Below are 13220 nucleotides of genomic sequence, written 5' to 3' on the forward strand. Positions count from 1 at the left end.
GAACGGATCGCCGTTGGCGACTGAGGGCCAATTCACCTGAACGAAGCGGGTTCCGGCTTCGATGAGACGGCGGGCAAGTAGGACGCTCTGACCAAAGGTATGCTGACCATACCGGTCACGCATCGCGTCGGGCTCTTGCGTCAGATCAAAGGCATTCCGTGCGCGTTGTGAAAGGATGAGATCATACGCCTTGTCATAATATTCGTTCAGGGCATAGGTCTCTGCAACTTTCTCCATTTCTGGCATCCCTGCGTTGATCGTCTCAAGGAGGTTTTTGCGTTGCTCCAAACGGACGGGGGGCACTTCCGGACGCAGTTTCAGATCATCGAGTTTAATCTCTTCGTTGGGATCTTGGAACAGGAAATAAGGATCATACGCCCTGCCCAAGAATCCGGCGTTGCCACCCTTGCCGATGATGTTGCTTTCCTGCATGGGCCTTGGAAGTTGGACCGAAGCGAGCATGGGCACATCGGGCGGGAGAAACTTCGATACATGCGAGGCGACATTGGGGTGGTCATACGGCGCAGGCGGATCAAGTTGCCCTGAGGGCTTGACCTTGTCGGGTGTTTCGCCGGTGACCATTTGATACATTGCCGCCGTGTGATTGAAGAGTCCGGCGGGTGTGTAACTCACTGAGCGGATGAGAGTGGCTTTGTCCATCTGCTTGGCTAGCAGCGGCATTGTTTCGGAAAGCCAGATACCGGAGACGTTGGTCCGGATCGGTTTGAATTCCCCTCGAACGTTGGAAGGGGCATCGGGCTTGGGATCCCAGATGTCAATATGGCTGGGCCCGCCCTGAAGGAACAACAAAATAACTGACTTGGCATTTCCAAATCCGTTGAGTGGCTCGGATGGATCGAGCGCGGTATCGGCATTGGCTTGGAGTGCCAAAATTTTTGGCAAACTCAAACCGAGCATCGCTGCACCGCCAACGCGAAGAAACTCTCGCCGGGTGACTCCATCACATAATTGGCCCGGTTCACTAGAAAATGAGAACATCCTTGTGATCTCCTTCCGTGGAACGTGATGCGTGAAACGTAAAACATGATGCGTATTGCGATTCGCACATACGCGGATTCATTTCGGTATAAGCTATTACATCGTGATAGGACACCATCGAACTACCGATTAAATAGAAACGCCGGACTGTTAATCAAAGCCCATAAAAGATCCTGCGCCCCTTCAGTCTTTGACTCAACGTGGGAAAGATGATTGAGGGCTGTTCTGTATTCATCCGCACGCGGCCTCCGAGAAAGCGCAGCTAGGTAGATCTCCTCAACCACTGCCCGATCATCAGCCGCATCTTTCATCAATTGTACGATTCGTCCATCGGGGGCGATGACCGCATCCGCAACGGTGGGTCCATTAATGAGATTCATCGCATGGGCGAGGCTGACTTCGGTGGTACGCTCGCATTCACAGGAGGACTCACGTTCAGGGCGACCGAACAACTTCAGAAAGCCATCGTCAGCGCGGAATCCGCTGGGAACCTCCTCAAACTTTGCCGGGCTGCCTGTCGCCACACTGATGGCGTCTAATAACTGCTCGGCAGTCAGCCGCCTCGGTACGGCGTGCGAGAAGTTGATTGTATCGTCCGCATTCCAGCGATTCGTCTTGATACTCTGCTGGTATGTTCGTGACCGGGTGATTTTTCGCATCAGGTGTTTCACGTCGAAGCCACTCTTGATGAAATCATCGGTGAGCGCATCAAGCAATTCGGGATTGCTGGGTGGGTTACTGGTTCGGACATCGTCCACCGGCTCGATGATACCGCGTCCCATGAAGTAACTCCAGAAGCGATTCGCACCAGATCGGGCGAACAGTGGATTTTCCGGTGCCGTCAACCATTTTGCAAGGGCTATGCGCGGATCCGCGGGTTGGGTGGGGTCTATCCCAGATCCAACTTCATCGGCTTCGCCATACGGCACCGATGCCATGACGACATCTGCTGTCTTGGGATGGGTAACTTCGCCACCGGTGTACTTGGTGTAGACGATTTCCTCATCTGGAAGTTGCCCGGGCTTGACCCCAACTTTGCCGAAATAAGCGGCGAGTTCATAGAATTGGTTTTGCGTCCACTTTTCAAAGGGATGGTCATGACACACATTACACTGGAAGCGGACCCCTAAGAAGAGTTGGGTCGTGTTTTCCACAGCGGGCTGATACTCGCGGGAAACGCGGTAGTAGTTCGCAGCGGGGTTTTTATAGGTGCTCCCCGATGCCGTCAGGAGTTCACGAACAAATTGGTCATACGGTTTGTTCTGAGCGATGGAATTCTGGATCCACGTTCGGAATAACCACGCCCCCTTCTCACCGAGGAACTGCCGATTGCACTGCAAGAGGTCTGCCCACTTATGCGTCCAGTTCTGAACGAATTCGGGGCTATCCAACAGGGCATCGATCAGTTTTTCACGTTTCGCTTTCGATGCTGTTGTATCGGATAGAAACGCACGAAATTGAGCGGGGGTGGGAGGAAGACCGATGAGATCCAGATAAACCCGCCGAATAAACTCTTCATCGGTACAGAGTTCGGAAGGCAAAATCTTGAGACGTTTCAGTTTGTTATGAACCAGCGTGTCAATCTCGTTATATTCAGGGGTTTCGACCCACTGGAACCCGGATCGATCGCCCATAACAATAAGGGCATTGGTGCCATAAGCCCCTTCGTAGCGGGTGAGGATAGCGGTTTCGCCGCGCCGCACGGCGGTTACAAATCCATCGTCCGTCACGGTTGCAACTTCAGTAGCGCTGCTTGTATAAATTGCATCACGGGTCACATCGCGTGCCTCCCCGTCGGGGTAGTGGGCAATCACAAGCATCTGTTGTGTCATACCCGGCATCGCAATTTCCACGGATTTGGGGAAAACCTCTAACTGTTCGACCCGCTGCGTCGATTTGCTATCCGAAACGACCCCCTCAGCGATCCACTGATGGAATAACTGATAATTGCGTGAATCGGGCTTGATGACCTGCCCGCCTTTATGAGGGACATCTGCCGTTGGTTTGCGTAACATCAAGCTCTGCTCAGGAAAGGCGCGATTGAAACGACGTCCTGAAATATCGTGAATCAGTGCCTGATAATCAAAATCCATGTCATAGCCACGCAACGAAAGTTTGAACCCATTTTTGCCTTTGGCGGCACCGTGGCAGATGCCCGCGTTACAGCCGATCTTGCTGATGGTTGGCATAACATCGCGCACGAAGCTAATTGGCGGTTCATCAACGCTGCGGACGGTAACGGGCAAGTCTACGCTTTTTCCGCTGACCGAGACAGTAACTTTTGTCGTTCCAACCTCGATTGGATGTAGGTATCCCTCACTGTCAATTTGTACGGTTGAGGAAGTGGGTGTGAAACTTGCTGCTCTGGAAACGTCGATCCAATATCCTTCTTCCGTTCGACCTGATACAAGCACACGGCGGACATCACGCTTGTGCACCAGCACAAGCGAATCTGGCTGAAGTTTTAGCGCAGTTATTTTCGGAATTGTTATCTCTTGCGGACTCTCTGCCTGCGCCAGTCCCAAGCTCCAATTGGAAGCAGCCCAAGTGAAACAGGCAAATGCCCCGGCGAGGAAAGCAGCTACAAAGTAGTGATACCTAGATTTTCCCATCAATTACCTCCTTGAAACCCGCGCACTGTGTGGGTTTCCTAATTCATCACTTAGAATTCAAAAGCTAGGGTCATGTAATTCTCCTGTAGTCTCGATCTCCCGGTCGAGGCTACGGCGGGGCAAGATGCCCCGCCTACGGTGTAAGGGGCAATCTGTCAAATGTCAACAGCACCTAATAGCCTTTGGTGCTAGTACACTGTCAGGCAAATTAGGCTTGTGTATATTGATTGAAAGCAAACGATAACATATATAACATGGTAAATTTTAGAATTACTTAGACACTCCCAATTCACAGCCAACCCCCTAAATCCCCCAACCCCCCTAGCCCCCCTTGGAAAACTTCGAGACGGTCGGAGTTATTGGTAAATGTCTATTTATCTTTAGAATCCACTATAAATGAGGTTTCAAAAAATAATTCGGTAATGCTATATTTTTCCCATGCCCGGTAGGTGCGGTTTCCTAATCTATCACATAGGTGTGTGGGTTGAAACGGCGCAGTTAGAAACAGCGCCTACCATACACGGGGAGCGAAAGTGTCTATTTATTTTTAGAATTCACCATAGTTTGCGGGTTCGGATCACAATCTAACAGATCGGGGTACAAAGACTATCTGCTTTTGGCTCATGTATTGCGTAACATGCCGGGTATTTTGTCGAGATGTGAATCTCGACCTACTTACTTAACATTTATCTGACAATGTACTAGTACTCTGTCAGGCAAATTATGCTTCGGTATAATGGTTGAAAGCAAACGGTAACATATATAATAATCCCAAAACTTATCTGATTGAGTGCTAGGCTCTGTTGACATTTTACAGCGGTTGTAGTGAACAACGATCGTTGTTCCCTACGATGGTTCTCACCGGCACATAGAAGCGCGCATATTTCGTAGGGAACAGAGATTTCCGTTCCATTTGTCTTAAATCACTGGGGTAATGCGTCCGAAGCCCATCAAAATTGGCTCAATTTTCAAATGGCAACACGCCCTATTAGTGAGAAAGTTTCTACATTGTTCATTAGTTCATTCATTCTTGTTACATTTCACCCTTCGGGTACACAGGTCGCCCCGCTGGGGCTTTCGGGTATTTGTTTATCTATGTACTATAGACATGTCGCCCCTCTGGGGCTAAGTGAAGCGATGGAACAATGATTTTCACGTCCTAACTCGTTCCTGATTATCAGGAGAACGGCATTTCATAACCTGTCCCGATTTATCGGGGCATCACGTTTCAGGTTATCAACAGCTGCAAACTAGCACCACTGGTTAATAATTAGGTGCTGCACTGAAGCCGGTTTCTTTAACAACGGCGATCAGGTCGGCTCTGGTGATTTTACCTTTTTCAACGTTAATAACCGCCCTCTTTGTTTCAAGAGAAACTTCAGCACCGATAACTCCAGAAACATGGATAAGCGCGCTCTGCACTTTGGCGACACATGCCCCACAGCTCATACCGGTCACATCCAGCACAAATTCCTCTTTTGCCTTGGGGCTGATCGGAACAGGCACAAACGCCTTGACTAACTCGCCAGAGGTAGTATTGAAGATCCGGACAGTTCCGTCAAAGCCGCCTGTCGCGATCTGCTGACCGTTGGGATGAAACGCGAGGGCGAAAATAGCGGCGTCGTTTCCCTGTAGCGTTACCAACTGCTCTTCATCTTCCACGTCGTAAATCCGCGCTGTGCCGCTCACGTCGCCAACAGCGATTTTTGTGCCGTCTTGGTTAAAGCCGACCGCATGAATCGGTCCGGGGTGTGCCTCAAATTCTCGAATGAGGTTAAAGTCTGTATTGCCTTTATCCCTTTGGGTTTCCCGAAAGATACGGTAAAGTCGTGGGACCCTATCCTCCCCCGCACTTAAAACCATGTCTGCTTGGGGGTGACGACTAATGCAACTGATTCCCCCGTAGCCCTTGTTGCTGGCGTTGATGTCATCAACGAAAGCACCGTTATTCAGATTGACCAACTTTAAGGCACCGTCTCGACTACCACTCACAAAGTGCGTCCCGTCTACAGAGAATAAGGTGCCGAAAACCCAATCGCTATGATTATCAAATTTAAGTGTCTCTTTCCCATCAGCGACAGAAAGCACGCGCACGGTTTTATCTGAACACCCAAAAGCCATGAGTTCTCCATCCGGGGCAAATGACATCCCGTACAACGTATCGTAGACTGGTCGCACCGATCGGATCAGGGTATTGGTGCTTGTGTCCCACAACTGCACCTCACCAAATTGGGCGGGGGTTCCACCGACAGCGCCGAGGATCTTTCCATCTGAAGTATATGCGATGGATTCGATTCGGTGCGCTTCTCCAACGAGCCGACCGATTAGCTCTGAGCCATCGGATTTGTGCAACAAGATCTCCCGGTATCCGGAGACCGCTAGCGTTTCTCCGTCCGGCGAATACGCCAATGCAGAGATAACGGGAGGTACTGTATAAACTGGTGGCTGATTGGGGCTGATTGTATCGTCGACGGAGGCGGGTGTATCGTCAAGTGCGGATTCAGCGATCCAACGGCTGAACAGCTCAACCTCCTCTGCTGTTAGCGGTTCACCCTCTTGAGGCATAAGCGGGTCTTCGCCCGATATGTACTCCATGATCATGCTTTCTTCGGGGTTGCCGGGGATAAAAGAGGCACCTCCCATCCCGCCTTCTTGGAACGCTTCGTAAGATGTGACGACGAGACCGCCGTTCGGTTCAGCCGGTTGATGGCAGCCCTGACAACTTCGTTGCAGGATCGGGCGGATCTGCTTGTAATAACTGACCTGCTCAGGGGTTTGTCCTTGAATGGGAATCAATTCGCCCGGAACAAGTATCAAAAGGCTGACCAACAGCAAAAGTCCGAGGGATAAGCCGTGAAGCATGAATCCTCGATGGATCTGTATAGCACCTAGTTTCATATAGTGGACTCCGATTCTCGGACTTCTGGAACAGGGTTGTGAAACGTGAAATGTAAAAGCCAATAAGCCCATAGGCTTACCCTTTGTCATCATTTTCTTTCACTTGCACTTTTCGGATATTGAATCTCCCTAGTATAACCGACTTGTATCTGGAGGTCAACAATAAAGGGTTGGGGCATTGGGGCTTCCCTGACTAAGTTGTCTGAATCGCGGATTGGCACGGATTAAGGGATTACACGGATTCAAAAGCTCCGTCGGCGGTGAGACCTATTGCGGGAATGTCAACATAGCGGCGAGGTCTGCCGGTAGCTTCACGCCATTTCGCTGCTCAAAGTCCGAAACGCTTGCGTATTCGTTACGAAACCCTTGAATGATATTTAATCCCATCGTTACGGCAACGGTTAGATTTGATTTGGCGTTCTCCCATTCTCCGAGATGTAACCACGCTTCGGCGCGATTGTAATAGGCTTCCGCAAAATCGGGCTTGCGTTCTATCGCTTTGGTATAGTCCGCGATGGCGCGGTCGTCATCCCTTTTTTTATAGTGAGCCACCCCGCGATTGTTATAGGATTGGGCAACATTGGAATTTAGGGTTATCGCATTGGTATAGTCTATGATGGCACGGTCATAATTCCCTATGTTCGCGTAAGCACCGCCACGATTCCCGTAAGCCTCTGCAAGATCGGGTTTGAACGTTATCGCTTTGGTATAGTCCGCGATGGCGCGGCCATAGTCCCCTTTGCGCTCGTAAGCGCCGCCACGATTGTTATACGCCATGGCGAGGTCAGGGTTTAACTCTATCGCTCTGGTACAATCTTCGATGGCGCGGTCGTAGTTCCCTTTGTCGCGGTAAGCACCGCCACGATTGCTATACGCCATAGCAAGGTTCGGATTCAGCGCTATCGCATTGGTAAATGCTTCAACTGCAAGGTCATAATCGCCTTTGTTCGCGTAAGCCACCCCACGATTGTTATGGAGGACGGCTTCACGTCGTTTTTGGCGTGCCTCTGGTCCCCGGTGGATTTTGTCTGGATCTGACGCGTTTTCCTTCAGATACGCTTGATAATCAAGGTCCAGGTCTTTTGTCCGACTCACCGAGCCGTCTCCTTTCTGCATTGTCTGAATCGCGGATTATCACGGATTTAGGGATTACACGGATTAAAGACGTTATCTGCGTCAACTGTGATCGGATTTGTAACTTGGAGAATTTTTGCTTCATCGATCTGTTTCGATATGGCTATTTACACCCCATCCCGGACGATTCACAGGTTTGGCAGGGCACTGACAGGTAAAAAAAATATTTTCAATGACCTAGACGGGTATTCATAATTGGCGGGTGTGTCAAGAACCCCGATGGCTACTATACTTGAGCGGTTTTACAGATGTGTGCTATGCTAAACCGGTTGCCTTGAAAGGCTTGTTGACCTGCCATATAGTATTGACTAAGTTTGCTGATGCCGTATTAATTTCGACTCAGGTTTGCTGACCTGCCATATTCGTATCGATTTATGAGCAAGATTCCACATAAGTGTCAATATGCCCTAGCAACTTGGGTTATTATAACCTATTTTTTGACCATGTGCGTAAGTTTTTACTTTGTCTGAATCGCGGATTATCGCGGATTAAAGGATTGCACGGATTTAAGAAGTGCGCTATCTACGCCGCTGGACGTGGGAGGGGCATCCCTGCCCCGATACACCTCTACAATCACAATCCGCTTATTGTCTGAATCGCTGATTATCACGGATTTAGGGATTACACGGATTAAAAAACGTCGGTGGTGATGCTTATTGCTCAGGTGTTAGCATTTCGGCGAGGTCTTCTGGTAACTTCATCCCATTTCGCCGCTCAAAGTCCGCAATGCTTTCATAGGTGTTATGAAATGAAGCGATAATATCCCTCCCTATGTCTTTGGCAGTTGTCAGGTCTACTTTGGCTCTTTCCCATTCTCCCAAGTGTAACCGTGCTTCACCGCGATTGTAATAGGCTTCGGCAAGGTCAGGGTTCAGGTCTACCGCTCGGGTATAATCTTCGATGGCACGGTTATAATTGCCTTTGTTCGCGTAAGCAACTCCACGATTGGTATACGCTTCAACGAGGTCACGTTTCAGTTCTATCGCCTTAGTATTGCCTACGATGGCACGGTCAAAATTGCCTTTTTTAATATAAGCAATCCCACGATTGTAATGTGCCTCGACGAAATCAGGTTTCAGGTCTATCGCCTTGTCATAGTCTGCGATAGCGCGACCAATCTCGCCTTTTTCCCGATAGGCCGCACCACGATTGCTATAAGGTTCAGCATAACCGGGATCGAGTTCTATCGCCTTATTACAGTCTTCAATCGCACGGTCATACTCGCCTATGATCCGGTAAACCGTTCCACGATTATTGTAGGCGATAGCATAGTCCGGTTTCAACTTGATTGCCGTGTTAAAGTCTTCAATGGCAAGGTCATGCTCGCCTTTATCAGCGTAAGCAATGCCACGATTGTTGTAGGCGATGACAAAATTGGGTTGCAATGCTATTGCTGTGCTATAGTGCTCAATTGCCTTATCGTAATGTTCAAGTTTCGCTTGTGTCTGCATTCTCCGCGTCTCCTGTGTGTTGCTGGATTGACCCGACATAAAACGCTATAGAGGCAATCTGGTGCACGTCTTGGTTTCTAATAAACCCATGGAGGTCGTTGTAGATGGTTTCTGTAGATATACCGTGATGTTTGTCCAAGTAGCCTAATATCGGTTGTTTGAGACGTGCTGGGATAGTGATTACATCGTCTGGTTCAACAACTCCCGTGGGTGGTCGGATGAACACACTCTTCTGGGCTATGATGCGATTTCGTGGATTTTGAGTTTTTTTCTCAACTCGATTCTCGTCCTGCGCTTCCTCTCCCAAAAAAATAATCCTGCCGGGTTTGTCAAAGAAGCGATCGCAGGCGAAGAAGAGGGCTATATGGCTGTCGGTGGTAAAGTCTATCAGATTGGTGTGCCCCCCATAGTGTTGGAGTTCCGCCCAGATTTCAATCTCCTCTTGTTCAGAGGTATAGTTTTTAGCCGAGTCCAGTATTGGCTCTTCGATAGCCTGTATATCAAAGTCCTCCGTCTCCATTTTTCTCTTGCATTCACGCCAAAGGCTTGACGACACTCTGTCATAATCTTCAGGTTCGCCGCGGTAGATGTAGTTGCCGCTATCTGATTTTTCTGCTATCTCACGAAGGACTTCCAAAATCGCGTTTAGGTCGTTTTGGGGATTGGGTTGATTTTTCATGCTTATGATTTTTCCACTACAATGGTGATTTCTTCATTGTCTGAATCGCACGGATTAAAGGCGTTATCTGCGTCAACGACGATTCGGGGGTGAGAGGATCAATCTTTTGAATGTCATACTTTTTGAGCCGAAGTTAAGCAATAATCCCACTTCTAGCCGATAGGCTCGCAAATAATTTAACGGTTGAGCTGTATGTACCTTTTCCAATTCGGAGATAGCTTTTATGGTGGATTCTAAAAATATGGTAGATTTTAGAATTAACAGGACTTGCGCAAATTTAGCACGCGGCGCGAGATTTTTTTATTTTTAACCCCCTAAATCCCCCTTATCAGGGGGACTTATAATTTAGGGCACTCCTGGGGCATCTAGGAGCAGTTCACGCCCATTCAATGGCTGTACCGGCCGGTTGTTGCCATGGATAATCGCTTTAAATGCCGCAATTTGCGATTCAGACATCTCAACGGGCGTTGTTAGCACAATCCATTTGACTCCTTCTGAACAAGGCGGGGTCGTCAGTGAACCGTTGTAGCGGTAGGTGCTGGGAAAAGTCTTCACCGCCTCATCGGTTATCTGTTTATTTGGCGACAACATCAAAGCGAGATCAATTATGACATTCTCAATACGCTGTGTTTCGAGCGGGGTGGACGGTAAATATGCCCAGACTGGATCAAACGCAGGGTGGTGACGACCGTTCTCGATTAACAGACCAACGACTGCTAAATTGCCCTCTTCACTTTTGTGAACGAGGTGCATTTCCATGTCAAACGGTTTACCCGCTACCGTATGTTCACTAGGCGCGTGGAAATGGAATTGGAGCAGTTGATAGTGAGTGCCATCAATATGGATTCTGCTGCCTTCAGGATACGCCACTTCAATCGTATGTCCATTATGGTGGATGTCCACACCCGTTGCGGGGTAGTACTCATAAAAGATAGTCGGAAGTTTGGTTGGCATCGGGTTCACAAGGTCGATCGGTGATTGGTGCATCCCTTCGGCGCAAAGACTGTATTCCGGATTAAGCTGCCCCCAAACGTCCGGTCCATTCTCCGCTGCATAACCCCACTCCACCTTGTCGGTATGGAGGGGCAAATCTTTTGCCCCTCCACAAGCCGTCATACACATAACAAAACAGATAGCAAGGATAAATCTCCGTGTAATATAGGGACTCTGCAAATCGAGCCTTGTCAGTAGTAAATAGATTTTGAATCGTGTAGTCATCAATCAAATAGCCTCCGTTTCGGTGCATTGGGATAGATTCATAGCTTCGTCTATTATAACTTATTTTCTGACCATGCGCACAACTTGTATCTCTGTCTGAATCGCGGATTATCGCGGATTAAAGGATTACACGGATTAAAAACATCGGCGCAATCTGTGTTATCTGCCCTAGTCGTGATTGAGCTTGCTATCCTGTACAATTTCTGCCTTCAATTAGATGGATATGTAAATATCACTGATTCATCCGTCTATCGCTGAATCCATGATTGTAAATGCTCGGCGATTATGTCAAGATCGGTTATCGTCCCATCCGCAATGTTAAAGCCAAGATCAATAATCAAATCATCAATGTCCCGATGAAGGGAACAGCCATTCAAAACTAAAAATGCAAGCGCGCAGGTCAGACCGATACGTTTATTCCCATCGGAAAACAGGTGTCCAGTAATAATGTGATGGGCATATACAGCAGCTTTTTGGGGCAAAGTCGGAAACAGTTCTGTATCACCCAATTTCGCGCTAACTATTTCAACCAAATAGTGTAACTGATTTTCGTTTAACAACTGATAGCTACCTACATGCTTCTCAGCAACTCTCAGAATTTCCACAATTGTCAAATATCTCAAGGTTTCGCCAGCGTTTTCCATGCTCGATTGTATTTTCTTACTATTTCGTCTAAGACGATTTCAAAATCACTTGCTGATTCATGGGTGGCTTCCTGCTCTGCCTTTTCTCCTATGGTGCCTCCCTGGGGTGTCAGCATTTCAGCAAGATCTGCCGGGATCTTAACCTCATTTCCTCGCTCAAAGTCCGCAACGCCTTCGTAGTCATTATGAAATGAAGTAATAATATCCACCCCCATATCTCTGGCACTAGTCAGGTCTAATTTGGCTTTTTCCCATTCTCTCAGCTGTAACCACGCCTCACCACGGCTGCAATAAACTTCAGCAAAATTAGATTGGAGTTCTATCGCCTTGGTATAGTCCGCAATAGCACGCTCCATCTCCCCTTTCCAGTAGTAAGTCATACCACGATGGAACCAAGCACCAGCAAAATCGGGTTTCAGGTCTATTACTTTGCCCAGATCTTCAATCGCATGGTCAAAATCTGCTTTGATGACATAAGCCAACCCACGATGGCGATAGGGTTCGGTATAATCAGGTTTCAGGTCTATTGCTTTGGTGAAATCCTCAATGGCACGCCCAATCTCGCTTTTGACCATATAAACCAACCCACGATAGTAATGAGCTATAGCATTATTAGGCTTGAATTCTATCGCTTTGGTATAGTCTGCAATAGCGCGATCAAAATCGTCCCTTTTTCTGTAAACATTGCCACGATTGAAATAGGCATTGGCATAATGGGGTTTCAGGTCTATTGCTTTGTCCAAATCTTCGATGGCGCGGTCATAATCTCCTTTATTGCGGTAAGCGACACCGCGATTGTTATAGGCGTAGGCATAATGGGGATTCAGTTCTATTGCCTTGGTCAAAGCTTCAACGGCACGGTCAGAATCTCCTTTTTCTTCGTAAGTAAGACCGCGATTGTTATGGATTGCTGCTTCGCGTCGTTTTTGACGTGCCTCTAGTCCCCAATGAATTTTGTCTGGATCCGGCACGTAGTCTTTCATATACGTTTGATAATCAAATTCCATTTCTTCTTTTGTAGTATTCATCGAGCAATTTCCCTTCCGCATCAAATGCAGTAATTAAACGGTAGATTGGCACATCTTCATCAGAAAAAACAATTGCCAATACTCGACCACTGGCGGTCATCCCTACCAATACCCACCGGTCTTCATGTACGGTGGAATCGGGGGTTTCGTATCCGTTTGGATCATCAAATGCAGAGACCACCTCGTAAAACTGGACACCATGCTTGCTTTGCACTTCTTGATATTTGTCTTCATCCCATATAAATCCGATATCCATACGACGGTGTCCATATATTATACACAACTATACATCAAAAAGTTGAAACTGGAAATCATTAGTTTGCTGTCTAATTGCATGGTTGGATGACTTACTTCACAATGGTGATTTCTTCGTTTTCTGAATCGCGGATTGTCACGGATTCAGGGATTACACGGATTAAAGACGCCCTGTTTATTTCAAGCGTTATGTCGATAATATGATACCACAACGCTTTAGGTCCCCCGGTTTCTGGTTGGTAGTCGGGCGATTCATCGCCCGTTTGAACGCGCAATAAATTGCGCTACTACAAACCTATGAA

At 48.1% G+C, this 13220-nt stretch carries 12 protein-coding genes; all 12 read right to left on the reverse strand.

What is annotated here, in order from left to right:
• A partial coding sequence (locus tag J4G02_18845; GenBank protein ID MCE2396595.1) for a DUF1501 domain-containing protein occupies nt 1-999 on the reverse strand: 999 nt, incomplete at its 3' end.
• A 122-nt stretch (nt 1000-1121) separates the two neighbouring features.
• Nucleotides 1122-3611: a DUF1553 domain-containing protein gene (locus tag J4G02_18850; protein MCE2396596.1), complete on the reverse strand. Its 2490-nt coding sequence runs from the start codon at nt 3609-3611 to the stop codon at nt 1122-1124.
• Between the two features lie 1263 nt (nt 3612-4874).
• Complete coding sequence (locus J4G02_18855) at nt 4875-6509, reverse strand: cation transporter (protein ID MCE2396597.1); 1635 nt, start codon at nt 6507-6509, stop codon at nt 4875-4877.
• Nucleotides 6510-6776: 267 nt separating this feature from the next.
• Entirely contained in the window at nt 6777-7604 is an 828-nt protein-coding gene (locus J4G02_18860) for a tetratricopeptide repeat protein (GenBank protein ID MCE2396598.1), read from the reverse strand.
• Nucleotides 7605-8296: 692 nt separating this feature from the next.
• Nucleotides 8297-9094 (reverse strand): tetratricopeptide repeat protein, encoded by a 798-nt coding sequence (locus J4G02_18865; protein ID MCE2396599.1) that lies wholly within the window; start codon nt 9092-9094, stop codon nt 8297-8299.
• Nucleotides 9072-9773 carry an FRG domain-containing protein gene (locus tag J4G02_18870; protein MCE2396600.1) on the reverse strand — a complete coding sequence of 234 codons (702 nt, stop codon included), beginning with the start codon at nt 9771-9773 and terminating at the stop codon, nt 9072-9074. Before J4G02_18870 ends, J4G02_18865 begins: the two co-directional genes overlap by 23 nt.
• A gap of 72 nt (nt 9774-9845) precedes the next feature.
• Entirely contained in the window at nt 9846-10037 is a 192-nt protein-coding gene (locus J4G02_18875) for a GxxExxY protein (protein MCE2396601.1), read from the reverse strand.
• Between the two features lie 81 nt (nt 10038-10118).
• Nucleotides 10119-10991: a carbonic anhydrase family protein gene (locus tag J4G02_18880; protein ID MCE2396602.1), complete on the reverse strand. Its 873-nt coding sequence runs from the start codon at nt 10989-10991 to the stop codon at nt 10119-10121.
• 248 nt (nt 10992-11239) lie between these two features.
• The gene (locus tag J4G02_18885; GenBank protein ID MCE2396603.1) at nt 11240-11635 is read right to left on the reverse strand and encodes a type II toxin-antitoxin system death-on-curing family toxin; all 396 of its coding nucleotides are present in this window, start codon (nt 11633-11635) and stop codon (nt 11240-11242) included.
• The gene (locus tag J4G02_18890) at nt 11611-12663 is read right to left on the reverse strand and encodes a tetratricopeptide repeat protein (GenBank protein ID MCE2396604.1); all 1053 of its coding nucleotides are present in this window, start codon (nt 12661-12663) and stop codon (nt 11611-11613) included. Before J4G02_18890 ends, J4G02_18885 begins: the two co-directional genes overlap by 25 nt.
• Entirely contained in the window at nt 12632-12919 is a 288-nt protein-coding gene (locus J4G02_18895) for a BrnT family toxin (protein ID MCE2396605.1), read from the reverse strand. The genes J4G02_18890 and J4G02_18895 overlap by 32 nt, the downstream gene beginning before the upstream one ends.
• Before the next feature lie 91 nt (nt 12920-13010).
• The gene (locus tag J4G02_18900) at nt 13011-13193 is read right to left on the reverse strand and encodes a hypothetical protein (GenBank protein MCE2396606.1); all 183 of its coding nucleotides are present in this window, start codon (nt 13191-13193) and stop codon (nt 13011-13013) included.
• Nucleotides 13194-13220: the final 27 nt, after the last annotated feature.

Source organism: Candidatus Poribacteria bacterium, from assembly GCA_021295755.1.
Taxonomy (GTDB): Bacteria; Poribacteria; WGA-4E; order WGA-4E; family PCPOR2b; genus PCPOR2b.

What these genes read in the sequence shown, in the direction of transcription:
- J4G02_18850 (MCE2396596.1), bottom strand. Translation starts at nt 3,611, where the DNA reads ATGGGAAAATCTAGGTATCACTACTTTGTAGCTGCTTTCCTCGCCGGG.
- J4G02_18855 (MCE2396597.1), bottom strand. Translation starts at nt 6,509, where the DNA reads ATGAAACTAGGTGCTATACAGATCCATCGAGGATTCATGCTTCACGGC.
- J4G02_18865 (MCE2396599.1), bottom strand. Translation starts at nt 9,094, where the DNA reads ATGCAGACACAAGCGAAACTTGAACATTACGATAAGGCAATTGAGCAC.
- J4G02_18870 (MCE2396600.1), bottom strand. Translation starts at nt 9,773, where the DNA reads ATGAAAAATCAACCCAATCCCCAAAACGACCTAAACGCGATTTTGGAA.
- J4G02_18880 (MCE2396602.1), bottom strand. Translation starts at nt 10,991, where the DNA reads ATGACTACACGATTCAAAATCTATTTACTACTGACAAGGCTCGATTTG.
- J4G02_18885 (MCE2396603.1), bottom strand. Translation starts at nt 11,635, where the DNA reads ATGGAAAACGCTGGCGAAACCTTGAGATATTTGACAATTGTGGAAATT.
- J4G02_18890 (MCE2396604.1), bottom strand. Translation starts at nt 12,663, where the DNA reads ATGAATACTACAAAAGAAGAAATGGAATTTGATTATCAAACGTATATG.
- J4G02_18895 (MCE2396605.1), bottom strand. Translation starts at nt 12,919, where the DNA reads ATGGATATCGGATTTATATGGGATGAAGACAAATATCAAGAAGTGCAA.